The organism is Nitrosomonas sp., assembly GCF_043753625.1.
Classification (GTDB): Bacteria; Pseudomonadota; Gammaproteobacteria; order Burkholderiales; family Nitrosomonadaceae; genus Nitrosomonas.
Genome location: NZ_JAYUWI010000002.1, coordinates 1 through 23,995, shown reverse-complemented (window position 1 = coordinate 23,995; position 23,995 = coordinate 1). Strand labels below are relative to the sequence as shown.

Here is a 23,995-nt window from a genome sequence, read left to right as displayed (position 1 = left end):
TCGGCGGCCCACATTTGCGCTGCAAGTTTAGTTGAAAACATTGCCGACTTGCGCACACCTTTACGTGCAACAGCCGCCTCGTATCCAGAACCCTTTTTCCGTATTGATGCCACCCGTATCTCCATCCGTAATTTTTCCGTAAATGATACATGAAAAACAGGAAAAAACAGATAAAAACAATAATTCTATAAAGTAATTTTTGGCGTGGATACTAGCTATAATGCCGGTGTTTATTGGATAAAGTGAGAAAGAGTAAAGAATTAAGAAATATATACTGTTGCATAGCGAACGCAGCATAACAATCTATTCCTATGGAACAAGTAGCGGTGAATACAGACGTAGAAATTTTAGAGAAAACAGTTTGTTTTGAAGGTTTTTTTCGTATCGAACGTTACCGCTTGCGTCATCGATTATTTAGCGGTGACTGGAGTCACCCACTGGTACGTGAGTTATTCGAGCGCGGTCACGCCGCCGCAGTCCTGCCTTATGATCCAATCCGCGATGAAGTCGTCCTGATCGAACAATTCCGCGTTGGCGCCCTGAATACTCCCGGCGGGCCATGGTTAATGGAAATTGTAGCCGGCATCATCGAAGCGGATGAAACAACGGAAGACGTAGTAAAACGCGAAAGTATCGAAGAAGCCAACTGCATCATTACCGACCTCATTCCATTGTATAACTTCCTAGTCAGCCCCGGTGGCGCCACAGAAAGCGTTGCCTTATTCTGCGGCCGGGTTGATACGACGCATGCCGGTGGCGTTCATGGTGCCAGTGAAGAAGGCGAAGATATCAAAGTACATGTCGTTGCAGTGGATACAGCACTCGCGTTATTACAAGCCGGAAAAATCAATTCAGTCAGCGCAATCATTGCCTTGCAGTGGTTGGCTTTAAACCGTGACCATGTGCGAACCATCTGGGCAGCTTGAACAATAGCGATCGGGATTGCGGATTAATCCCCAATCAAAACTGGATAATTTGATTCAAGCCGTTGGCATACCTGAGTAAACAAAGCCTCGTTCAAAGCACCCCAAGGATGTGGTTTGGCATTACGTACCCGCCAGTCAAATTTGATGGCAGGATTACCATTTCTCCGCGCCGATGTGTTGCACGCGCATCACTTCATCACCATGACGCGCGAGATCATACTGCGCCAAACGTTGCTCCAGCATCAAAGACTCACCCTCCATCGGAGTAATAATAATCTGACCATCAACGACAGTCAGTCGCACGCGCTGATCAACATGTACCTGCGCTTCGCGAACAATCGCTGCGGGCAGATGCACCCCCAGATTATTGCCCCACTGTTTGATAACCAAAATGACTTCAGTCATTACCGTACTCCATCGCTTAATTGTTTAAACAAAATTATGATGCCAATCAATTGAACTAATTAAACTGTTCTTAAGATTAGGCTATGCCATCGTTAATTGTTGGTCACTGTAAATAAACACAAGTTATCATTTATAAACAAGTCCTTGGAGATTCAATGGGTGAAAGCAACACTTAAATTGTATAGTTTACATTTTGGAGTGAGCTCATGAATTATCAACCCTCAAAACGAAGTTTTACGTATCATCAACCGGAAACGATGTGGCAGCTATGGTCACAAGGTAAATCGTTGAGCGAAATCGGTCGACAATTGAATAAACATGCCGGTTCGGTATTTTGCTACTTACAAAAATCCGGTGGAATAAAGCCATCGCCGTCCAAACGTTCGGCCAGGGACTTGTCATTACTAGAGCGTGAGGAAATATCACGAGGCCTATCGGCTAATTTATCCTTTAGGGCGATTGCCAGAAATCTCAATAGAGCCACGTCAACGGTTTCCCGAGAAATCAACCGCAATGGCGGACTATCGAAATACCGTGCCGTAGCAGCCGATAGACGCGCCTGGATGAAAGCTAAACGGCCAAAAACCTGTAAGCTTAATGACGACGCCAACTTACGCGCTATCGTATCGGATAAACTGGCTAGCAAATGGTCGCCAGAACAAGTGGCGGGTTGGTTGAAACAAACTTATCCTGAAGCATCGGCTATGCATATTTCACACGAAACCATCTATAAAACGCTGTTTATTCAATCGCGCGGTGCTTTAAAGAAAGAGCTACTCCGGCAGTTGCGGACGCAACGGGTGATGCGTCAATCCAAGCACTTCAATACCAAAGGCAATGCCCGAGGCGGCATTATTGATGCGGTATCCATCCATGATCGGCCGCAAGAAGTAAACGATCGAATCATCCCGGGACACTGGGAAGGCGATTTAATCTGCGGCACCCAAAAGTCGTATATCGCAACCTTAGTCGAACGAAGCTCCCGCTATACGTTGCTGGTTAAATTAACTGGAAACGATACTCATACTGTGGTTAGCGCTATCACCCAGAAAGTCATTGAGCTGCCCCAGCAACTGAAAAAATCATTGACCTGGGATCGAGGGATGGAATTGGCGCAGCACAAACTGTTCACTATTGATACCGATATCAAAGTCTATTTCTGTGATCCTAAGTCACCTTGGCAAAAAGGAACCAATGAGAATACTAATAAACTACTCCGTCAATATATGCCTAAAAAGACCGATCTATCCGTTTATTCACAGGAGCAACTCGACATGATGGCAGAAGAGTTAAATGATCGACTAAGAAAAACGTTGAATTTTTTATCGCCATCACAGAAAATTTCAGCAGTGTTGCAATGACCGGTTGAATCTCCACTAACCAAAAACCATTAATTGATAATTTTATTCCAATTCATTGGGTTACATTACCACCACTAACTAACGATGACATAGCCTAAGATTAATTCTTCATATAACTATTACGCATATAATACCGCTCACTCCAATTTACAAGTACACGAATCCACGCCATTTTCATTAGGCTCTCAAAAAAATGACGGCAACAACTAATCAACTCGCAAAACTACGGATATTTATCAGTTACGCGCGCGGCGGAAAAGCGCACACTTGGTCGGAGCGGATACAATCCCACCTCGAACAACAGGGCGCCGAAGTCTGGCGGGATGAGCAGTCAATCGAGGAAGGCAACGACAATTGGTATCGCAGCATACAACGCGGGATTGAAAAGTCCGATGTGGTGGTTTGCGTTGTGGGAAAAGATACCGATCAGTGTGGCTGGCAAGAGCGGGAAATGTTGTATTCAGATAAATTGAAAAAGCAAGTTGTGGCACTACGTATTGAAAATATCAGCTTACCTTTCTACCTCCAGGAAAAGCAACCGATCGAAGCGCGTTCCAATCAGCAAGAAACACTGGAACAATTGGCCCAGAAATTAGCCGAAATTTTACCTGTGCTGAAAAACCACACGCCAAATATTGAACCACTTTCTAAAAACAATCACACACAAACTTCTGCCAGCCCGCAGCGCCGGGATGAATTAACCTATCTTAATGATCTGGTCAATAAGGATTTATCCGATCGGGAAAGTCGTTATGTGGCGTTGGAAGCCTGCGAACGCCGTTCGCTTTTTCCCGAGCGGGTAATGAAATCGCTTCGGGTTGATACCGATGCAATTTTCCGGGCTTTTAAAGTGGATCAAATAGCGTATGAACGAGTCATTGAAAAAACTTACGCGGATGCGCTGGATGCTTACCGGGATTTAGAAGACAAGCCGGTTCGGCGCTTGGCGGTATTGGGTGAACCTGGTGCGGGCAAGTCGTTTTCGTTACAGCGAATTTCAGTTGAATATGCTCGAAAAGCACTGCAAGATGAACAAGCACCGGTTCCATTACTGGTGCCGCTAGGGTCCTGGACGCGTGAGGCCATATCGCTGGAAGATTTTATTGAGGATCAACTGGGCAAACTTGGCCGCTATTTTTCAGCATTGCGTGACCGACAGCGGGCTGTACTGCTGCTGGATGGCATGAACGAAATTCCACCAGGGCAGCGCAAATTTAAGGTTGAGCAGATTAAGTGTCTGACGCAAGATGCGCGATTTGCCAGTGTCGTGGTCAGTTGCCGTGAAAAAGATTTTACCGGAGACTGTTACCTACCATTTGATACCTTGGTATTGCAGCCATTAAAGCCATCACAAATTATGGTTTTTCTGGAACGCGCATTTAATTTGCTGCAAGATGGACCCAATGCCGTTCAAGCTGCCCAAGACCGATTCTGGCAATTAGCCGGTGGTAGTGATATCCGGAAAGTGTGGGAGATCTGGCACGAAGCTGGCGCAGATCTGGATTTGTTCTGGGATGCAGAAGACATACCCAAGGAAAACCCGGACATCGCTAGCCGCACATCCTGGCGGCAGGATCAATTGTGGCGGGAAGTGCGCTTTAATCCGCGCAGTTTATTACGATTGGCGTCGAATCCTTATTTGTTGCATGTTTTTACTGCACTCAAGCAAGTACCCAGCAATCGCGCCCAGTTATTCCAAGGATTTTTGCAGCTTTTGTATGAACGCGAACAAACAGCGCGCGAGAATCGGCATGATCGTGTCCCCACTTGGGCAGATTGGGAGAAGGCCCTGGTGGTGCTCGCTGAAGCGATGCAACGCGCGACAAATACACGCGCGCAAACCACGCTATCGCGTTCACAATGTCCGGACAGCTTAACGCAAGATCTACTTGATTTCTCCATCGATGCGAGTGTGCTACAGGCAAGCGGTGGCGATATCCGCTTTACGCATCAATTGTTACAGGAATACCTCGCCAGTCGTCTATTGCTGGATTCTAGCCATTCCAGTGACAAGACTGCGAATGATTTTTGGCCGCAAGCAACCTGGTGGAAGCGGTCTGGCTGGGAAGTCGTCGCGGAAATCGCCGCCGAATCGTGCGGCAACGATACCGGCGCACAACTGCACTTGATCACCTGGCTGGCCCAAGCCAATCCACATGTTGCCAGCACAGTCTGGCAACATGTGGGGAAAATCAGTTTACCGTCCGAGGCACTTTCGACCATTGCCAACCAATGGCTTACCCGCATGACTGACATTGCGCAGGAGCCGCATCCTTCTGCACGTGCCGCTATTGGCCGCGCACTGGGAAATTTTGGACTGGACAACCGTAAAGGTATTGGTTTGGGCGCGGATGGTTTGCCGGATATCGATTGGGTAAAAATTCCCTCTACAGCTTTTGTTTATCAGGATGACGAACATCCTCCGCTACCGGAATTTCATATCGCCCGTTACCCGATCACACATATCCAATTCCAAGCATTTATCGATGCCGGTGGTTACCAGGATGATCGATGGTGGCAGGGGTTGCATGAGCGCTTGGATGCCCCCGCTTCACCCGCATGGAGCGAACCCAATGCACCACGGGAAAGGGTCAGTTGGTATGAGGCGGTAGCCTTTTGCCGCTGGCTGAGTAATCAGCGGGGTTTTACGGTGAGTTTGCCAACAGAACAACAATGGGAACGGGCTGCACGTGGAATGCAGGGTCTGAAATATCCCTGGGGAAATGATTTCCAGACCGGTTTTGCGAACTGTGATGAAAATATGGAAAAAGAGGGTATTTATTTTATTGGAAGGACTTCCGCAGTTGGGTTATATCCGCAGGCAGCGTCTCCCGAAAAAATATTGGATATGGCTGGCAATATCTGGGAATGGTGCTTGAATGAATACGACACGCCAACCAATTGTCAATTATCGGGCAACGAGGCCCACGTACTGCGCGGTGGTTCCTGGCTCTATTATCCGGACCTCACACGCGCATCAGCGCGCGGCAGCTCCCTTCCGGGAAGTCGCGACGACGATTTCGGTTTCCGGGTATTGTGTTCGTCTCCCATCGAATAACGGATCGCTGGCGCTCTGATCGCTGAAGCGCTGGTTTGCTGTTCACTGATAGCGCCGCGAAGCGGCACGTGAATTTTTTTGCCGTAAATCGCCGGGTTTGATGCGGATTGGCTTCAGCACATGCCGCCGTAGCCCCCATGAATCCGCAAAATACATAGGGTTGATCCATCCCTGCACACTGGCGTCACGATCAGTACGGCTGTAACCGAGAAATATTGGTTTGATAGTTTAAGCCTCGGTTTGCGGCATGATGAATGATATCGATTACTGATGACTGTGATTATAGGCTACAAATTTTCCGCTTCGATCTCCGTCAAATCTTCCACCCCGGCAAGCTCGGCCAGCAAGCGGGTGTAATTTCTCAGTTGCGTTTGCAAGATTTGCAGTTCCTGGCGGAATTGCTGGCACTCTTCAGGAGAAGCAAAAGCGCCGTTCTGGCTTTTGCGGTGCCATTTAGCGGTAAAAGGCCGCACCACTTGGTTGAGTACCACGATGGCAATTTTGGCAAATTGAATACAAGAGCGGCCGTGTGCTTTGAGAGTTTCTCGCGTGATGCCAAACAAAGCGTAAATGCTATCCAGCGCGGTTTGTTCCACGCCGTCTTCGTCTGGCAATGGTTGCGTGGTGATACGCGTGAGCAATTCAACATAAAGATCCCACGCCGCTTCTTTATCCGGATCGGAGGGCTTCCACTCCATTTCCATGAACGGCGCATTGATTCTAAGCCCAGTCAAATTCCAGTTTTCAAATAGATCTTTAATTTTCATGATTTGGCCTCAATAACCCTGACTAAATTTGAATAAGATTCATAAAGAATGCTTCCTATTCCAACCTAATGGAAATGGAACACAATCAGATAATCGTACCATCCTAAGGCGGGCCTGCAAAAAAATTCGGCGCCAGGTATCTTGCAGGATTGCTGAATGGCATAGCCCATACTGCCTAATTGCCAGGTAAAATCGTTTGTAATCTTTGATTTATCTTGCACAACACTATGATCTACTAGTGCCGTGATCAACAAATTCCGTAAAGAGGTTTGTCATGATAAACAAGGAATTCTTTGGCAAGAATGCAGAGCTTAAAGAGTCTAATGATGACGATAATGAAGCTTTAGCAGATGGCCTGATTCCAGATAGCCGGATTGTTCAGATCATTGATGAACTAGAGACTAACCATGATGATCTTGATAACGACGAAGATTCTAAAACCCCACTCAAGTCATTGGAACTACATAAACTTGCATCGCTTAGCTGGATGATTCCGAGCACACACAGTTACGCCCCTGCTTCTTAGCGCGGTAAAGCTGCTGGTCTGCCTGGGAAATCAATTCATCCTGAGACACATTGCCATCTAAGGTACTGGCAACACCCAGGCTGGCGGTAAATGACAGCTTGTCATCCTTATCGGTGGCAATCTGGATAGTGGAAATCTTTTTGCGTATCCGTTCTGCAATAGCTACAGCATCTGTCAATCGCGTTTCCGGCAGAAAAACAAGGAACTCCTCCCCTCCCCTCCCCAGCGCGCCAGAATATCTCCACTCCGCGCTTCTCTCTGCAACGTCTCCGACAACTGCACCAGAACGCGATCCCCCAAAGCATGGCCATAGTTGTCGTTAAACAATTTGAAATGATCGATATCCAGCATAATGACGGAAGTATTACTTTTGCTGCGTAAACTCATGGCCCAGATTGGCTGCACAAATTTATAAAATGACCGCCTGTTATTCAGGTTGGTCAATAAATCAATTCCGGCCATTCTTTCAGCCGCCAGCTTCTCGCTCTGATTGATGTTAAAACGCTCGGCGAGTGCCGCGCTAGCAAAATCGCATCCGCCATCATGCCGATATCCGTCGCCCGGTAGGTAAACCAGTTAAATGGGATGAATCCCCATACGGCGTTTGCCGTAATAGTGCCGCCGCAGATCGAGAAAATGGAAGCCAGCAGAAAATATTTGGCGAATTTGTTATCGGCGCGCAACGAAATGGCGCCCAATATGACGGAGGCAATGTAAAAAAAGAAGATAAAACCGATTGATATCAGCAATGCTATGACAAATTCATCGATCAGCATTGCTAACAGTATTAATGCGCTAAAACCAGAACAGCTTACGATAATCACGCGATAAACGCGGGGCCAAGCTATTTTGATCGCTAGAAAGTGTAATGCAAATGCAAACCCGCTCACGGTACAGATCATCATCAGAAATGGATTAGCCCATTGTTGCCATTGGGGCGACAGACCACAACCATTGGTAGCCGTGACCCGTATACGCAGCATTCAGTGCTAAAAAGAATAAGAGATAGATTGAATAAAGCAGATAGGGGGCAGCTCGTAACCCGATATACAACATAAATTGTATGCAACCAAAGCCAAAATAACACCGTACATAAAACCATAGCTATAGGCTTGCACCCTATCTCTATCGTTTAGTTTCTCATTGTCCAATAAATAAATCGGCAGAACCATCGCGTCGGCTGATTCTACCCGGATTAAAACTGTGGTTTCGCCTTGTGTAAAATCATGACCCATGACAAAGAATCGACGATTGATGGGACGTTCTGCAAATAACAAACTGTCGCCAGTGTGATAACTATTGATTAACTGCTCTTGCTGGAAATAATGAACATCGATTTTGTCCAACCAGGCAGTTTCAATCAACAGGTTCCGATGCATAGCGATTTTCCCGGAATTGCTGATCTGAAGGGCAAGCCATACCGGTTTCGAGCCGACTCCAAAATTAATAACGGGATTATCGGATAAAGAGAAATGGCCGTTTCTAAATGCATCGAATGCGTCGTGCTTACTTAAATAACCATCGCCACTCTGGTAAACCTGAATATACTGGCCAATCGTATCTTTGTATTCTGTGGCAACATCAAGTGTTTTTGCATTTGCCGGAAAAATCCAGAAAAACATCACAAGAACGGCGAAAGACAATAGCAGAAGCTTCTTCATGCAATAATGCTGAATATATTTATCAGACGAGGATTTGCAGCAGCTTTGAACCAAGTAATTTGGGCTTTCTGGGTAGATAGAGCAAGAAATATCTTACAGGATAATGAAATATTATTCAGCTTCTTTCAAGCCAAGAAAATGAGTCCATTTTCCGATGCCAAGGCACATCAGTCATATTTTCCCAAGTTTTAGGATTGCTGGAAATCACAATTCCTGCTTATTTTATTGACCTTACTTAAAATGATTTCGACTATGAATAAACCATTTGATTTTACCCGCTGGAGTCTGAGGATTTCGTTGTTTTCCCTACTAGCGGCAGGTTTTGCTGTATTCGGTCTTCGATTCAGTATTATTGATTTTCAGCCAGCTTTACTCGGGATTGCCGGCACTACACTGGCCGGATTGTTGGCCATCGTTTTCGGATTGATTGGGACGTTGCGTGCAATCAAAGCGAAAGAAACCAACATTGCCTCTACGCTGGCTGGACCGGCACTGGGCTTTTTAGTCGTGATGCCAGTTCTGATGGCTATCATGGCAGGAGCCGGGGCACCACGCATTCATGATATTACGACAGATCTGGCGCACCCGCCTGAGTTCGTAGCAATAAAAGCGCTGCGCGCACCGGCGCATAATTCATTGGATCAGCCTGAGCCGGAGAATTTGTCCACCTTGCAGAAAGAAGGCTATCCCGATCTGGCTCCGCTACTCATTCCTCGTCCATCCGATCAGGTTTTTGAACAGGCAGTTGCGCTGGTGAAAAAACGGGGTTGGGAGGTTGCTGCTGTTTCTGCTGAAAGTGGCCGGATTGAGGCAACCGATACCACACGCATTATGGGTTTCAAGGATGATGTGGTAATCCGGATTCAAGCAGCAGGAAATAAAACACAGGTTGATATGCGTTCCGCTTCGCGGGTCGGAAAAAGTGATCTTGGTATGAATGCCAAGCGCATCCGGCTGTTCTTGGCTGATTTGGGGAAGTAGTCGGTTGCAACCTTATCCGATTCGGTCATCAAACAATCAAATACGCGGTATAACATACGAGTAATGCTATCATTACCAAATCCCTCATTACTCATTTCATCTAATTTCACAACATGATAAATCCAACATCTGTTCAACTCATCGCTGCCGTGTTATTTGCACTGGCTGTGATCCATACATTTTCAACCAAATATTTTGAACACCTGGCGCATACCCAACCGCGCCATGCAGGAATTTGGCATTTATTAGGTGAAGTCGAAGTAGTGTTTGGTTTCTGGGCGATGGTTTTGATACTTTTTATATTTGCCATCAGTGGTAAGCATGAAGCAATAACGTACCTTGAATCACGCGATTTTACCGAACCCATGTTTGTGTTTGTGATTATGGTCATTGCCGGGACGCGACCCGTTTTAGATTTGGCCGCATCTACTGTGCAACGCGCTGCATTCTCATTACCAATAAACCCAGGCATGGCCATGTACTTTTTATTACTGGCTTTCGTTCCTTTATTGGGCTCATTTATTACGGAACCCGCGGCAATGACGCTTGCAGCACTCATGTTGCGAGACACACTATTTAGCAAAGAGATATCCACCAAGTTAAAATACGCTACGGTCGGCGTGTTATTTGTCAATATCTCCATAGGTGGCACACTGACACCTTTCGCGGCGCCGCCGGTGCTGATGGTCGCTGCAAAATGGAATTGGGATATCTGGTTTATGATGACGAACTTTGGCTGGAAAGCTGCATTGGCTGTTGCCGTCAATGCGTGTGCGGTTACCTGGCTATTCCGGCATGAGCTGGGACATGTTAGTCAAAAGGTGGATACCGCTGTGTTAAAAACGCCATTAGCGGTGGTACTGATTCATTTGGTCTTTCTGACGCTGGTTGTTTTGTTTGCTCACCACCCGGTAGCCTTTATGGGTTTATTTCTTTTTTTTATTGGATTCACAACCGCTTATCCCCAGTATCAAAGCCCGTTGATCTTACGTGAGGCTTTAATGGTGGCATTTTTCTTGGCGGGATTGGTGGTACTCGGCGGGCTGCAGCAGTGGTGGCTCCAGCCGATATTGATGGATATGGACGATACGGCTGTGTACTTTGGTGCCACCTTATTGACGGCGGTCACCGACAATGCGGCATTGACCTATCTGGGTTCGTTGGTTGAAGGATTAAGCGAGGAGTTTAAAATCGCATTGGTCGCAGGTGCGGTGACTGGCGGCGGTTTAACGGTCATTGCCAATGCTCCAAACCCTGCCGGTTTTGCTATTTTACGCAGCAAATTCGATGAACAATCGATCCATCCACTGGGTTTATTGATTGCGGCAATACCTCCGACACTGGTGACCATCATTGCGTTTCGTGTGCTATGAGCATTCCTGAAAAGGAGAATAAGACTGGATCAGTGAATAGAGAAAGATATCACCTATAAAAAAACTTTAGCAATTTAATCAAGCTTTTAAACTGAAAAACCGGACTGGAATTATGAAATTCCAGTCCGGTTTTTTAATTCACTTTACTGTTGGGGAAAAATGGCTCAGGTATCCTTAACAGCAGTTTGCACGATAGCCGGTGCAAGTAAAGGTTCCGGCTGATCAGGTGCTTTTTTATCGGGTATATCATCAAACCAGTGATATACCATCGGCATAACCACCATCGTCATCAGCGTCGCTGTCGTCAATCCGAAAACGACCACGATGGCGAGTGGTTTTTGCACCTCAGAACCCAATCCCGTGGCTGTTAGAAAAGGTGCCAGCCCTAGAATTGTCGTGGCCGCCGTCATCATGACCGGCCGGAAACGTTGCGCACAGGCTTGTCTAGCGGCTGCTTGCACACCCATACCCTTTTCGCGCAATTCGCGCAGGAAGGAAATCAGCACCACGCCATTCAAGATGGAAGTCCCCCACACGGCAATAAAGCCTACCGATGCCGGTACCGACAAATATTGACCGGTAACAAAGAGTCCGACAACCCCGCCTACCGATGCGAAAGGTAATACCAAGTAGATGAGCACGGCCATTTTCACCGAATTAAATAACATGAATAGCAAGAAGAAAATAGCTGCCAGCGTAACCGGCACAATAATGGAGAGTTTCGCCATCGCACGTTGCATGTTCTCAAACTGACCACCCCAGACGAAATAATAGCCGGGCGGCAATTTAATTTCTTTCGCGGTCCGCTCTTGGAGTTCTGCAACAAAACCACCCATGTCGCGCTCATGCACGTTAACACCGATAACCACACGACGTTTGGCAAATTCACGCGAAATAATCGCTGGGCCGTCGATCACTTTAATTTCTGCGATTGCACTCATTGGAATAAGCATACCACCAGAAGACCCCATCCCACCGGGTGTGCCACTGCCAGGCCGTAATAACAATTGCTTGATCGCTTCCACATCATGACGATATGCTTCCGGGAATCTCAGTAGCAAGGTAAAGCGCCGTTCGCCTTCAAACACCTGTGAAACCACCTTGCCACCCACTGCGGTGGCAATCATTTCGTTGACATCAGCGACATTCAAGCCGTGACGAGCGATGGCACGGCGATCAATATCAATTGTCAACTCCTGCTGACCGGATAATCGCTCAATACGGATATCCCGGGCACCCCGCGTGGATTTAACGATACGCGCCACTTGTTCGGATAGTTTTCGTAATTGCTCGAGATCATCGCCAAAAATTTTGATGGCGACTTGCGAGCGTACCCCGGTGACCATTTCATCGACCCGCTGCGCAATCGGTTGAGAGATGACAATATTGACGCCCGGTAGCGTAGCCAGTGCCTTACGAATATCCTCTTCGATTTCCAGCTGGGTACGGCCTGACCCAATAAGATCCAGATCGGCAATCGGATCCGATTCATTCTGCGATGCCGGGTCAGCGGGCGTTTCTCCACGACCCAACTTGGAAACAACCGATTTGACACCGGGTACCGCCACTATCAATTTCATTGCTTCGGTTTCAATTTTGATGGCTTCATCCAAAGAAATGGATGGTGCGCGGATAATCACCGGGGTCACTGCGCCTTCCTTCATAATTGGAATGAACGCTGTACCCAGCAGCGGAAATAGCGCAAATGCCACCACCAATGAACAGACAGAAAGAATCAAGGTATTTTTCTGGTTACGCACCGCTAAATCATAAATGCCCAGGTAGCCCTTTTTAAGCACAGCAATGACTTTAGTGTCCTGATCGCTGCCGCCTTTTAACAAATAGTCGCACAGCACAGGGGACAATAATAACGATACAATCAGTGCGATAAATAACGAGATAGAAATAGTAACTGCTAGCGGACTGAATGTTTTTCCTTCCATCCCTTCCAGCGTCATCAAAGGAAGAAATACCAGCACGGTCACAATTAAACCAAAAATCACCGGTGTGCCGACTTCAGCGACGGCATCCACAATGACATCAAATTTGGATTTTCCCGTATCTTTGGCTTCTCCCAGTCGCTGATAAATATTTTCAACCACCACCACTGTGGGATCGACCATCATGCCGAGTGCAATCGTCAGTCCGCCCAGCGACATCAAATTGGCAGGCATGCCGTAATGATTCATCACCAGAAAGGTGATCAGTGGTGTGATAATCAACGTGAAACACACGACAAAACTGGTTCGAACGGTACCCAGAAAGACCGACAACACGACAATAACTAGAATCAAGGATTCCATCAGCGTAGTCTGAACGGTGGATAATGCACTATCCACTAAATCGGTACGATCATAAAACGGCACAATCTGCAAACCATCCGGCAATATGCCACGCTCATTGATTTCAGAGACTTTTTCTTTTATTCGACCGACAATTTCCTTGGCGTTACCACCGCGCAACATCATAACAATGCCCGTCACTGATTCGGTATCGCCGTTTTTGATACTGGCACCCTGGCGCACTTCACCGCCAAAGGTTACCTCAGCCACATCGCGTACATACACCGGAACACCGTTCATTTCTTTGAGCACGATATTACGGATATCATCCAGCGTGGCGATAAGACCCACGCCACGGATCAAATACTGTTCATAGCGCAATGCCAATATATTGCCGCTGGCGTTGGCATTATTACTGGCCAATGCACGGTCAACCTGCGACAGCGTTATATCGTAATGCCGCAGCTTATTGGGGTCGGCGTATACTTGGTATTCTTTGACAAACCCGCCAATGGAATTGATTTCCGCTACGCCCCGGATCGAACGTAACATGGGACGCACTACCCAATCCTGAACTGTACGTCGCGCAATTAATTCTTCCTCAGTCAATGCTCGGGTACCATCATCCGGATGTTCGATAGTATATTGATAGACCTCCCCCAGACCTGTCGAGACCGGCCCAAGTACCGGTGTGATGCCGGGTATCAATCGAGGTGTGACATCGATAATCCGCTCCATGACCAATTGGCGCGCAAAAAACACATCGGTTTGATCGGTGAACACCAAAGTGATGAGCGATAACCCGCTTTTATTCATTGAGCGCATTTCGACTAACCCGGGCAGGCCGGTCATGGCGATTTCAACGGGTACGGTAACCAATCGTTCCATTTCTTCTGGACTGCGGCCAATCGCTACCGTAGCAACCTGCACCTGAATGTTGGTGACATCCGGAAATGCATCCACAGTGAGCGATTTAACAGCAAAACCGCCTGCAGCGCATAGCATCAGCCCGATCACCACCACCAGCAGACGCTGTCTCAGCATTGCACGAACTATCGCGGCCATCATGGGCTACTCCAGTTCAGCAAGCTTACGCTCACTATCTAAATGAAAGGCACCTGCGGTTACGATACGTTGATCAATCGTCACTCCTTTTATTACCGGACGTAAATTGGCCACTTCAGGACCCAATTCAACCAGCACGCGCTGAAAACGGTTATCACCTAATGCGATAAAGACATAATCCAGATTTAACTCCCGAACGATTGCCGATTCAGGAACTACTAATATTTTGTGTTGCGGATCCGTGATGTGCATATTCGCCAACATATCCGGTTTAAGCTTGCGATCTAGATTTTCCACCATGACTCGGGTCATCACGGTACGGGTTAAGCGGTTGATCGTATCGGAAACAAAGATGATCACGCCATCCATCAGTTGAGTTCCTAACGCGGGCACTTGAATCTCGACATGTTGCTCCAAGTGAACATCGCGAGCAATTTGCTCAGGTACATCGCCGACAACCCAAACATGTGACAAATCTGCGACTTGGAAAAGTGGATCAGACGGTTGCACTACCTGACCTATCATGACGTTACGTGCGATCACGTAACCTTCGCGAGTTGCCTTGATATCCATCCACGGCAAGATTTTTCCTCGTTTCTTCAGTTCTTTTAATTCTTGATCGCCCATTCCAAATAATCTAAGTTGATCTGTTGCTGCGCTTAACTCGGCTAGGGCAATTTCCAGTTCGGATTGCCGCCGTTCCACTTCAGCGAGCGGGATTACATCGGCAGCCAGCAAGTGGTGCGCGCGTTCGGTTGCCTTTTGGGTGACTACAACACGCGATAAAGCACGTAGATAGGCGAGCTGGGCTTGTGTTAGATCCGGGCTGGTGATGCGCGCCAATCGATCGCCTGCTTTAACATAATCGCCCAGTATCACAAACATATCGATGATCCGCCCTGTGACATAGGAACCAATTTGTGCGGTTCGTTCTTCATCGACTTGAACTCGGCTGGGTACAAGTATTTTATCGGCAAGATCAATGAGCGCTGGTTGCCCAATTTCTATCCGCCCTTCCAATTCGGGGCGAGCCGTGATGCTGTTGATATCTCGTTCTGCTGTAGATTGCTTGGGAGCTTGTTCTTCCGAAGCCTTATCGCATCCGGTCAACAACAATGCTGCGATAACAATGGAACCAATGATTGATAATTTGAATTTCATTCTACAAGTAACTCCTTGGGATAGTGTGCGCGTAGACGGTCAATTTCTGCAGCGGCGGATTGAAGATCAAAACGTGCCATCAAGGAATCCCCTACAATTCCCCGGAGTATACGTTGTGTGTCCAAAAACTCGAGGAGCCCACGTTCGCCGAATCGATGTGCAGCTCTGGCAACTTCTACCGCATTTTCTGCTTCTTTGAGCAGCCCGCCTTCAAACATGTCTACTCGGCGCTGTGCAATCTGCAGCATCTGCCATGCTGATTCGAATAATTGTCCGATTTCATAGCGGCGAAATTCGAGCGTATCGCGTATGCGAGCAGAATCGTAAATAGCGGTATCAATTTCACCACGACGACGATACCACAGTGGAATTCGGATACTCATACCAGCCATATTAGAGGTAAATTGCGCATCTTGATAATTGGTGTATAACACGTTAATTTGCGGCAATACCGAAGCCTTTTCCTGACTGATCCGTTGGGTGGCGCGCTCTTGCTCAGCCTGTAGCCGAACCACATCAGGATTAACCTGAGGAACTTGAATACGCAACTCCTCCAGCGGCGGCAAATTGACGGGGTCTTTTAATGAAGCACTGATTTCGAAATCAACGGGTATTGCCCCGGCTGTAAACTGCAAGAGCGCTATGCGTGCGCGCTGCACGCCCAATCGAGCTGCCTCCTTGCGATTCGCGGCGTTTTGTACTTCAGTATCCGCACGGATTAGCTCAAAGCGCGCCGCTTCACCCCTTTCAACATTGATTTTGATGCGCCGTCGCACATCATCGACCAAATCATAGATATTTTGCTCCATAGCAAATTGTTCCTGGCGAAGCAATAATTCATATGAACGTACACGCAGTTGCGCGGCCAAATCGGCACGCACCTGATCAAAGCTGGCGCGGCTGGCACCCACGATTGCTTCAGATGCACTGATACGTGCGCTACGCATGATAGGGTTCTCGATCGGTTGATTGACCGTCACTGCGCGCTGCATCGAGGTAGGTCCGGTTATCGCTAATGAATAGCGATTACTATCGGGGCCAGCTGTCACAGTGACTTCAGGGTTAAGAAACGCAGAAGCGGCCACCACACCTGCCTTAGCCATTTCGACTTGCGAACGAGCAGCAAGCACCAGACCGTTGGCTTGTAAACCCAGTCGCTGTATTTCATCAATTTTGAGTTTGGCTGTTTGTTGGGCTAATGTGGATGGAGAGGAGAACGCAAAGCTTAAACTAAGTAATAAGTACCAAAATGTAGATTTCTGCATAGTGCCCTTTCAATTATTACAGAGATATGATGTCATTCACATATTCTTCACATAAAATTAGCTGCTAATAATATAGGAATATTACGTTTCAGTAATATTAATATTAACGATAATAAGGTCTTTTATTAATATTTTGAAGAAAAAATCAGAATAGCTAATTAACAAAAACTCGGAATCTACCAAAACAATCCTGAATGATTGCTGAACGATGACATAAATCCATATGCATTCGAAACCCTCACATCACTATCTGTACCAAATAAAGCTTTTGACGCTAATTCTCAGCGTATTAGCCATTATGTGGCTGGTTACTGGAATATCTTGGCGGGCGTATGAATTGCGAGACAATGATTCTAGTCGTGGCGCTATCACGAACGGTACCGATAAATTTGGCGCTCAATTTTCTCAAACAGTTTATCTTGATCAAGGCTGGTCTGCGGCTGATAGTCTGTGGTTCTACAATACGTCACAAGGCTCCAATTTATTGCCTTACAGTTTTTTTCTGGCGCTGGAACAGTCTGATTCGTCAGCATTGTTCCGCAGCGATGAAAACATTGATCGCTATGGTTATCTGCCGCAACGGCCAACCATCAGCAACCCGGATGGCCTGCCTATCGGGATGGTACGAGATGAGTACCAAGGTAAGGCGTATATGGGATTTACTTGCGCTGCCTGCCATACGACCCAGATCAACTATGCCGGTACCGGAATTCGTATTGATGGTGGTCCAGCGAATTCAGATATGGAAGCTTTCATGATCGATTTGGCAGAGGCCCTGTATGCTACTTTAGAGACTCCGGAAAAGCTTGATCGCTTTGTTACTAATGTAATAAAACAAGGCCACTATGAGAATGCAAACGAAATATTAGTCGATCTCAAGAAATATGCTCAGCGTATTAAAACGTATAACATCATTAATACGCCCCGTGACACCAAGCGCCCGTTAACCCGATATGGCTATGCGCGATTGGATGCATTTGGACGTATCTATAATCGTGTACTCGAGCATATTATGAGCGCGCAACAATTGCGCGCATTACTCGCCGAGACACTCTCTCCGGCTGAATTGGCTGAAGTGATGGCCGACATGGAACCGGTGCTCAGCAGCAATGATCGTGACCATGTTATCGAACGAACCCAGGCATACTTAACTGATAAGCAAATCATCAAATTACGCAATAAAATCTACAATCCGGCTGATGCTCCGGTCAGTTACCCGTTTCTGTGGGATGTTCCACAGCATGACTATATCCAGTGGAATGGCAGGGTCGAGAACAGTGGATTGGGTCCAATGGCGCGTAATGCAGGACAAGTAATCGGCGTATTCGGTACGCTAGATTGGCAGGAAAGAGATGGTTTTACGCTATCTTCAGTACTCGGCGGGCAAGGATTTGGTTCCAAGCATATTGATTTCCAATCCTCCATCGATATCCGGAATTTGCGCCGAGTAGAAAACCATCTACGCAAATTAACCTCACCTCTTTGGCCTGAACATATTCTGCCCAAGCTTGATAAAACACGGCTAATTAAGGGCGCGGAATTATTCGCACAGTATTGCGCATCGTGCCACGCTCAAATAAATCGCACCGATCCTGATCGCCGTGTCGTGGCTAAAATGATTTCAGCTTCTTTGGTGGGAACAGACTCTAAAATGGCTGCAAACAGCATAGAATTTACCGGCTATAGTGGCATACTGCAGAATCAATATGTCAGTGTCAGTACCGGAAACATCTTATTGCAACGTCGAGCGCTAGCAGTTGCTCTATTGACCTCCGCTACGCGCAATGTGGTTACCACGCCCGATCGCGACAAATGGTTTATACGACGGTGGGTAGAGCGATCGTATGATTTTGCATATACATTCTTTGATAACGAAGTGCGATCTTCTCTTAAAAATGGAAACTACACGCCCGATACGACGGCCAAACCTTTTACTTCGGTAATGGCTTATAAAGCACGTCCACTCAACGGCATCTGGGCAACCGCCCCATACTTACATAATGGTTCAGTACCAACACTGTATGATCTGCTTTTGCCCAAAAGACAGGTAAATGATCCGGTAGGTGGTGAGTATCGGTCGGATGAATTCATGGTCGGCTCGCGTGCATTCGATCCGGAGAAAGTTGGGTTAAAATCGGCAGGCTACGATGGCTTCTTGTTTCGTACCAGCATTTGGGGTAATAACAACAGCGGACATGAGTATGCTTCTGGCCGCACACCACAACCGGATGGAACATTTCTACCGGCATTGACTAAAGAACAACGGATGGATTTACTGGAATACCTTAAATCTTTATAACTGTTATCAGGAAAAATGATTACGATTCAATCTGCTTTTACTGTTTAAAACCAGAATATATAAATGGGAATCTTATTTCCCAGTGATGCATTTTATAGCGCGAGTTTCAGCTCTCGTACCGACAATGCGTCTTCTGGAATCCCTGCAGACTCATTCAGGTAAATTACTTTTCTTCTTGATACCACTTTGAGCTGGTTGTCACAGGCAAAATCCATAATAAATTTGTAGGCGCCCGGATTGCTATTTTTTAACACTGTTTTTACCCGCACGCCCACTTGTCCCTCATGTATGATCGGTTGAGCGTGCTCCGAGTATACCCAACGTCCACGGTTATCATAACTTGCAATGGATCCACAAAGCCTTTCTGACCAATCACTTGGACGAAATGTCCGGCCATTAGGGGTAACACCCAGAATCAACCACTCTTCAGGTTCAGACTTCATATGCATTGCAACAATAAGAAAAATAAAAGTTGAGAAACAGCATGAACTGGAGCTATGACGATTTTATTAGACTGATGTCCCGGAATAATTTGGTAAACTTTTCTGCAATCATGCGTAGAATTCATGATAAGAATCTTCTTTTCTTTAAAATCCTAATTTATTACGGCATAACTTTAAAAAAATAGAGAAAATTCCTAATAAAATAGGGAAGTAACTATGGAATTAGACAGGGAAAATAGGATCTGATGTTTTGCAACTGAGATAGATCACATTGGTTGTCTGTTACAACCAAATTATTTAAGAAAAATTAAAAACAAGTAAAATGTTTTATTCCATATCTTAGTTTTTCGATTTCATTAGGAGCTAACGTGGCTTTGCGAATTTCAATTAACTTAAGACTTGCTATGATTGCGAGTCAGGTTATCTGGCTCGGTGCTTGCGCCAATCTTTCTTACTATGCCCAAGCCGTCGATGGGCATTTTAATGTTCTACACAGTGCGCAACCGATTAGTACAATTCTTGCCCACTCCGAAACAGACCCAAAACTAAAGCAATCACTGAACAAAATCGTCCAGTTGCGTGAATTCGCCAGTCGTGAATTGAAGTTACCGGATAACTTGAGCTATACCAGTTATGCGGATTTAGAACGCCCCTACGTAGTATGGAATGTTTTTGCCTCGCCGGAGCTTTCCATGAAACTCAAAGAATGGTGTTTTGTGCAGGTGGGTTGCGTCAATTATCGTGGCTTTTTTTCGCAAGCAAAGGCAGAACAGTATGCGGAGGAACTTAGAAATGAGGGTTATGATGTTTATGTCGGTGGAATCCGCGCGTATTCCACTTTAGGCTGGTTCAGCGACCCGGTATTGAATACCTTTATTGGTTATTCGGAAATAAATCTTGCCCGCCTGATATTTCATGAGCTCGCCCATCAAGTGATTTATGTACCTGGTGATAGTGTTTTCAATGAGTCTTTTGCTACCGCCGTTGAACATGAAGGTGTCCGGCGCTGGTTTGTAAGTAATGGCACAGCCTCTCAGCAAGCTATATTAAGTTCAAGACAAGAAAGAGAAGCTGTTTTTACCAATCTAGTGTTAAGACATCGCAAACTGTTACAAGAAATGTTCCATTCGGATATCAGTGACGTTGAGAAACGTACCCAAAAAGCACATATCTTTGAGGAGCTCCACAAAGAATTCTTACGCCTGAAGGCCGACAAGGCTGAATTCAGTAATTATGATCAATGGTTCGCGCAACCATTAAATAACGCATTACTGGCAACTGTTTCCATTTATACCCAGTTGCTACCCGCATTTCAGGCCATTCTTGCACAACATGACAAGGATATGGAAAGGTTCTTTACTGCCGTCACAAAAATTAGTAAGCTTCCGAAAGAAAAACGAAATTTAGTATTGCAGAAGGCTGTTGAAGGAAATCAGGAGTGGATGATCGTCGAGCGTTAGCGTGGCTCTAGACTAGCAGACACAATCTGCTAGTCTAGTAAGATGTTAAGAAACAGTAAATTAAGTAATTATTACATTAAAAAATTTCAATGTTTTTGCATTGATATACCAACCAGCAAAGCAGCTCTGCTGTTAGGTAAAAATCGTAACACGATTAATCGTTGGTCTGGCATTTTCAGGCAAGTAATATATCGCCATCAGACTGCCCTTAAAGACAAGTTGTTAGGTAGAGCGGAAGTTGATGAAAGCTATTTTGGTGCGGAACGACATCGTGGTTATAATGGTTTGGTAGGCGTAGGATATTCCAAGCATTTTCGAGTATCTCATGGTGAAAATGAAGGCTATGTCGTAATTAACTGTTGAAATTGTCCTGTTTTTCCAAGTGCCATTAGGAAACAAAGAGTTGATGTAACGTTCTGACCGAGACGGTCAATCATTCTATGCCACCCCAGATAACTCGCAAGATAGCGTGTTGCTACGCGATGGAACTCGCTATCCATTGTCTGAGTCGGTTGCCATAAGCATTAACATGTGGGTACCTCTAAAAATCCAAATTTCGTCACAACACTTTGCTGCTCGAAAAAAATATTTCCTTACATATCATGCATATGCTACATAACCATTTTTTCTCGTACCTCGTTTTGTTTAGAACTTTGAATTTTTAGAAGTACCCATGTGTTGATGGTGCTGCTGCCTTAGTCAATAAATGTTCTAACTTCCTATCTCCTGTTTTTCTCAGGTCTACTCCCCAACAGAATTTCCATACCTTGCTGGAATCGGGTTGCTAATTATGTTTGAACTGGTACACTAATTTACAAGTAGTAATCTTGCTGCAAGCGATTAATATGAGAAATAGAAATACCTAATATTGGTTAAATTTTCTAACCATCATAAGACTTATCGTTGTCACACGAGAGGTTAATCATGACACACATCGATTATAAAAGACGTCAATTCCTGCAATATGCAGCATTAGGTACACTCGCCACCACATTGCCCGGATTTGCATTGGCAGAAAGTCGCGGGCTTAATCAGACTCCCAACAATTTATTCAAAGCCGATGTTGAAATCGCATTAACTGCTCAAACCGCTGATATCCCTATCCTGCCCGGCGCTCATACTCATGTTTTTAAATACCATGGAAAACTACTGAAAGGACCCCAAACTGCGCTTAAAGAATTGCCAGGTTATTTAGGACCGATTCTCAATTTCGAGCAGGGCCAGAAAGTTCGGATATATTTTTATAACCAATTGCCGGAGCCGTGTGTTACCCACTGGCACGGCATGCATGTACCGCAGGTAATGGATGGGCATCCTATGTACGCCATCTATCGTGGCGAACAGTATGTATACGAATTTGAGGTAAAAAACCCTACCGGCACCAACTGGTATCACTCGCATACGCATGAATTAACCGCCACGCAGGTATATCAAGGCTTGGCGGGCCTCATTACTATATCCGATGAAGCTGAGCGAAAACTGGATTTGCCCAGTGGTGAATTTGATATTCCGCTTGTCATTCAGGATCGCAGCTTCACCAATGGCAACCAATTACGTTACATTCTTAATAGGCACCAGCGGATGAGAGGTTTTCTGGGTGACACGATTCTGGTCAATGGCCAAGAGATCAGTGCTATCCCAGTAAAAACCAGAGCCTATCGCATGCGCATACTGAATGGATCAAATTCCAGAATCTACAAACTGGGTTGGGAGGACGGCACACCGATGATAGCGATCGGTACGGACGGTGGATTACTGGAGAAGCCTGAGACTTTACCCTACATCATGCTTGCGCCTGCTGAACGTGTTGAGCTGTGGGTTGATTTTAGCGGCCGCAAACCCGGCTCTGATCTTATGTTACAAAACTTGGCCTATCAGGGATCTGCATCGCATAGGGGAGGTGGTATGGGTGGAGGAATGCACCAGGACATGGGCAGAATGGATATGATGGATGGTGCATCGGCTCAGAATGAAGTTATTTCTATTGCCAAGTTCCATATTATCGAACAAATCAGTGATTCACCCAAGTTGCCAGTAGAGCTCGTTCCCATGCGTCGATTGACCACGCAGGATATCTCCAATCCTGACAAAACTGTTCCTATTGCCATTGGCATGCGGCACATGGCATTCCAATTAAACGGCAAAACATTTGACATGCAAGGCCATACGGAACTTGAGAAGATCCCAGTCAATAGCGTTCAGAAAATCAAGATATACCACGATAACCGCGGAATGGGTGGAGGAATGCGCGGCGGCCGGGGCGGCATGGGCATGATGATGGCAATGCCACATCCCATTCACTTGCATGGTCAGCAGTTTCAAATTCTATCGCGAACGCAGATCAATCAAGGAAACGTATATGATACGATCAAAGATGGATTTATCAACAGCGGCTGGAAAGACACTGCCCTGGTTATGCCGGGAGAAGAGATAGAAATCATCAAACCGTTTAAGGATTTCACCGGCTTGTTCCTTTACCACTGCCATAATCTTGAGCATGAAGATATGGGGATGATGCGTAATTTCTTTGTAAGCTGACTTATCCCAAATTAAAGTGTTTTTGTAAGAATTTCCCGTTCTCCTCGATTAATACATTGTGCTTAGCACAGCATGAGGGATGAACGAGCTATGCTAATTTCTGGTGTATGACAGGTGAAGAGAGCGGTGTAATCTGTTGAAAAAGATCTGCCCAGATCGATTATCAAAATAAGGAGAACACCGCGATGACAGATGATAATGCTTTTGAACTAAATAGTCGCCCATGAAATATCTGTAAGCGCTTGATATTAGTTATAAATGCACTGATTCTTAATGATCATAACGACCGGAAATGTTAAAATATCCATGTGTTTTCTGGTCGAAATGGTGATTCAAAATGCTAAGACGTAGCAGTACGATTCATCAACCGAATTTGTTTGGAACAGATTTGTTGATGCAACTTGATCCCAATGATCCATTGCTG

17 protein-coding genes and 4 pseudogenes are annotated in these 23,995 nt (G+C 46.0%); 10 read left to right on the top strand and 11 right to left on the bottom strand.

Features of this window, described 5'->3' with window-relative positions; genetic code table 11:
- Positions 1–311: 311 nt before the first annotated feature.
- A complete protein-coding gene (locus ACH10T_RS00235) occupies positions 312–926 on the top strand; it encodes an NUDIX domain-containing protein (RefSeq protein ID WP_394807336.1) in 615 nt (204 codons plus the stop codon).
- A 153-nt stretch (positions 927–1,079) separates the two neighbouring features.
- Here the strand turns inward: ACH10T_RS00235 and ACH10T_RS00230 are convergent, their stop codons facing one another.
- Positions 1,080–1,331, bottom strand: a complete 252-nt coding sequence (locus ACH10T_RS00230; protein ID WP_394807335.1) for an AbrB/MazE/SpoVT family DNA-binding domain-containing protein — start codon at positions 1,329–1,331, stop codon at positions 1,080–1,082.
- 206 nt (positions 1,332–1,537) lie between these two features.
- Between ACH10T_RS00230 and ACH10T_RS00225 the strand changes: the two are divergent.
- Together ACH10T_RS00225 and ACH10T_RS00220 are read left to right on the top strand one after the other, a co-directional pair.
- Positions 1,538–2,700: pseudogene (locus ACH10T_RS00225) on the top strand (IS30 family transposase).
- Positions 2,701–2,885: 185 nt separating this feature from the next.
- Positions 2,886–5,750, top strand: a complete 2,865-nt coding sequence (locus tag ACH10T_RS00220) for an SUMF1/EgtB/PvdO family nonheme iron enzyme (RefSeq protein ID WP_394807334.1) — start codon at positions 2,886–2,888, stop codon at positions 5,748–5,750.
- A gap of 287 nt (positions 5,751–6,037) precedes the next feature.
- On the opposite strand, the gene ACH10T_RS00215 is transcribed toward ACH10T_RS00220, so the two are convergent.
- Complete coding sequence (locus tag ACH10T_RS00215) at positions 6,038–6,517, bottom strand: hypothetical protein (RefSeq protein ID WP_394807333.1); 480 nt, start codon at positions 6,515–6,517, stop codon at positions 6,038–6,040.
- A gap of 274 nt (positions 6,518–6,791) precedes the next feature.
- Between ACH10T_RS00215 and ACH10T_RS00210 the strand changes: the two genes are divergently transcribed.
- Positions 6,792–7,043, top strand: coding sequence for a hypothetical protein (locus tag ACH10T_RS00210; RefSeq protein WP_394807332.1), 252 nt, complete (start codon positions 6,792–6,794; stop codon positions 7,041–7,043).
- On the opposite strand, the gene ACH10T_RS00205 is transcribed toward ACH10T_RS00210, so the two are convergent.
- The 4 genes and pseudogenes from ACH10T_RS00205 to ACH10T_RS00190 form a co-directional block, all read right to left on the bottom strand.
- A complete protein-coding gene (locus ACH10T_RS00205; RefSeq protein WP_394807337.1) occupies positions 6,997–7,236 on the bottom strand; it encodes a diguanylate cyclase in 240 nt (79 codons plus the stop codon). The genes ACH10T_RS00210 and ACH10T_RS00205 overlap by 47 nt on opposite strands.
- Positions 7,218–7,505 (bottom strand): GGDEF domain-containing protein, encoded by a 288-nt coding sequence (locus ACH10T_RS00200; protein ID WP_394807331.1) that lies wholly within the window; start codon positions 7,503–7,505, stop codon positions 7,218–7,220. Before ACH10T_RS00200 ends, ACH10T_RS00205 begins: the two co-directional genes overlap by 19 nt.
- Positions 7,484–8,099 (bottom strand): annotated as a pseudogene (locus ACH10T_RS00195) (7TM-DISM domain-containing protein). The gene ACH10T_RS00200 and the pseudogene ACH10T_RS00195 overlap by 22 nt, the downstream one beginning before the upstream one ends.
- A complete protein-coding gene (locus tag ACH10T_RS00190; RefSeq protein ID WP_394807330.1) occupies positions 8,033–8,704 on the bottom strand; it encodes a 7TM-DISM domain-containing protein in 672 nt (223 codons plus the stop codon). The pseudogene ACH10T_RS00195 and the gene ACH10T_RS00190 overlap by 67 nt, the downstream one beginning before the upstream one ends.
- Positions 8,705–8,956: 252 nt before the next feature.
- Here ACH10T_RS00190 and ACH10T_RS00185 point away from each other — a divergent pair, with 252 nt between their 5' ends.
- Together ACH10T_RS00185 and ACH10T_RS00180 are read left to right on the top strand one after the other, a co-directional pair.
- Positions 8,957–9,685, top strand: coding sequence for a DUF1499 domain-containing protein (locus ACH10T_RS00185; protein WP_394807329.1), 729 nt, complete (start codon positions 8,957–8,959; stop codon positions 9,683–9,685).
- Between the two features lie 113 nt (positions 9,686–9,798).
- On the top strand, positions 9,799–11,058 hold the full coding sequence (locus ACH10T_RS00180; protein WP_394807328.1) for a putative Na+/H+ antiporter: 1,260 nt from the start codon (positions 9,799–9,801) through the stop codon (positions 11,056–11,058).
- Positions 11,059–11,222: 164 nt separating this feature from the next.
- Here ACH10T_RS00180 and ACH10T_RS00175 read toward each other — a convergent pair whose 3' ends face one another.
- The 3 genes from ACH10T_RS00175 to ACH10T_RS00165 are packed head-to-tail and all read right to left on the bottom strand — an operon-like array spanning position 11,223 to position 16,831.
- Positions 11,223–14,408, bottom strand: coding sequence for an efflux RND transporter permease subunit (locus ACH10T_RS00175; protein ID WP_394807327.1), 3,186 nt, complete (start codon positions 14,406–14,408; stop codon positions 11,223–11,225).
- A 3-nt stretch (positions 14,409–14,411) separates the two neighbouring features.
- Positions 14,412–15,566: an efflux RND transporter periplasmic adaptor subunit gene (locus tag ACH10T_RS00170; protein ID WP_394807326.1), complete on the bottom strand. Its 1,155-nt coding sequence runs from the start codon at positions 15,564–15,566 to the stop codon at positions 14,412–14,414.
- A complete protein-coding gene (locus ACH10T_RS00165) occupies positions 15,563–16,831 on the bottom strand; it encodes a TolC family protein (protein WP_394807325.1) in 1,269 nt (422 codons plus the stop codon). The genes ACH10T_RS00170 and ACH10T_RS00165 overlap by 4 nt, the downstream gene beginning before the upstream one ends.
- A 268-nt stretch (positions 16,832–17,099) precedes the next feature.
- Between ACH10T_RS00165 and ACH10T_RS00160 the strand changes: the two genes are divergently transcribed.
- Complete coding sequence (locus tag ACH10T_RS00160; protein ID WP_394807324.1) at positions 17,100–19,130, top strand: di-heme-cytochrome C peroxidase; 2,031 nt, start codon at positions 17,100–17,102, stop codon at positions 19,128–19,130.
- Positions 19,131–19,222: 92 nt separating this feature from the next.
- Here ACH10T_RS00160 and ACH10T_RS00155 read toward each other — a convergent pair whose 3' ends face one another.
- The gene (locus tag ACH10T_RS00155; RefSeq protein ID WP_394807323.1) at positions 19,223–19,573 is read right to left on the bottom strand and encodes a DUF3579 domain-containing protein; all 351 of its coding nucleotides are present in this window, start codon (positions 19,571–19,573) and stop codon (positions 19,223–19,225) included.
- A gap of 368 nt (positions 19,574–19,941) precedes the next feature.
- Between ACH10T_RS00155 and ACH10T_RS00150 the strand changes: the two genes are divergently transcribed.
- Both ACH10T_RS00150 and ACH10T_RS00145 read left to right on the top strand, forming a co-directional pair.
- Entirely contained in the window at positions 19,942–21,033 is a 1,092-nt protein-coding gene (locus ACH10T_RS00150; RefSeq protein ID WP_394807322.1) for an aminopeptidase, read from the top strand.
- Positions 21,034–21,075: 42 nt separating this feature from the next.
- A pseudogene (locus ACH10T_RS00145) lies at positions 21,076–21,372 on the top strand (hypothetical protein); the annotation flags it as partial.
- 2 nt (positions 21,373–21,374) lie between these two features.
- Here ACH10T_RS00145 and ACH10T_RS00140 read toward each other — a convergent pair.
- Positions 21,375–21,565, bottom strand: a pseudogene (locus ACH10T_RS00140) (IS1595 family transposase); the annotation flags it as partial.
- Between the two features lie 392 nt (positions 21,566–21,957).
- Here ACH10T_RS00140 and ACH10T_RS00135 point away from each other — a divergent pair.
- Positions 21,958–23,571 carry a multicopper oxidase family protein gene (locus ACH10T_RS00135; RefSeq protein ID WP_394807321.1) on the top strand — a complete coding sequence of 538 codons (1,614 nt, stop codon included), beginning with the start codon at positions 21,958–21,960 and terminating at the stop codon, positions 23,569–23,571.
- The last annotated feature ends 424 nt before the right edge of the window (positions 23,572–23,995 follow it).

Coding starts and splice junctions, on each gene's coding strand:
- ACH10T_RS00235 (WP_394807336.1), top strand. CDS start 312: ATGGAACAAGTAGCGGTGAATACAGACGTAGAAATTTTAGAGAAAACA.
- ACH10T_RS00230 (WP_394807335.1), bottom strand. CDS start 1,331: ATGACTGAAGTCATTTTGGTTATCAAACAGTGGGGCAATAATCTGGGG.
- ACH10T_RS00220 (WP_394807334.1), top strand. CDS start 2,886: ATGACGGCAACAACTAATCAACTCGCAAAACTACGGATATTTATCAGT.
- ACH10T_RS00215 (WP_394807333.1), bottom strand. CDS start 6,517: ATGAAAATTAAAGATCTATTTGAAAACTGGAATTTGACTGGGCTTAGA.
- ACH10T_RS00210 (WP_394807332.1), top strand. CDS start 6,792: ATGATAAACAAGGAATTCTTTGGCAAGAATGCAGAGCTTAAAGAGTCT.
- ACH10T_RS00200 (WP_394807331.1), bottom strand. CDS start 7,505: ATGGCCGGAATTGATTTATTGACCAACCTGAATAACAGGCGGTCATTT.
- ACH10T_RS00190 (WP_394807330.1), bottom strand. CDS start 8,704: ATGAAGAAGCTTCTGCTATTGTCTTTCGCCGTTCTTGTGATGTTTTTC.
- ACH10T_RS00185 (WP_394807329.1), top strand. CDS start 8,957: ATGAATAAACCATTTGATTTTACCCGCTGGAGTCTGAGGATTTCGTTG.
- ACH10T_RS00180 (WP_394807328.1), top strand. CDS start 9,799: ATGATAAATCCAACATCTGTTCAACTCATCGCTGCCGTGTTATTTGCA.
- ACH10T_RS00175 (WP_394807327.1), bottom strand. CDS start 14,408: ATGATGGCCGCGATAGTTCGTGCAATGCTGAGACAGCGTCTGCTGGTG.
- ACH10T_RS00170 (WP_394807326.1), bottom strand. CDS start 15,566: ATGAAATTCAAATTATCAATCATTGGTTCCATTGTTATCGCAGCATTG.
- ACH10T_RS00165 (WP_394807325.1), bottom strand. CDS start 16,831: ATGCAGAAATCTACATTTTGGTACTTATTACTTAGTTTAAGCTTTGCG.
- ACH10T_RS00155 (WP_394807323.1), bottom strand. CDS start 19,573: ATGAAGTCTGAACCTGAAGAGTGGTTGATTCTGGGTGTTACCCCTAAT.
- ACH10T_RS00135 (WP_394807321.1), top strand. CDS start 21,958: ATGACACACATCGATTATAAAAGACGTCAATTCCTGCAATATGCAGCA.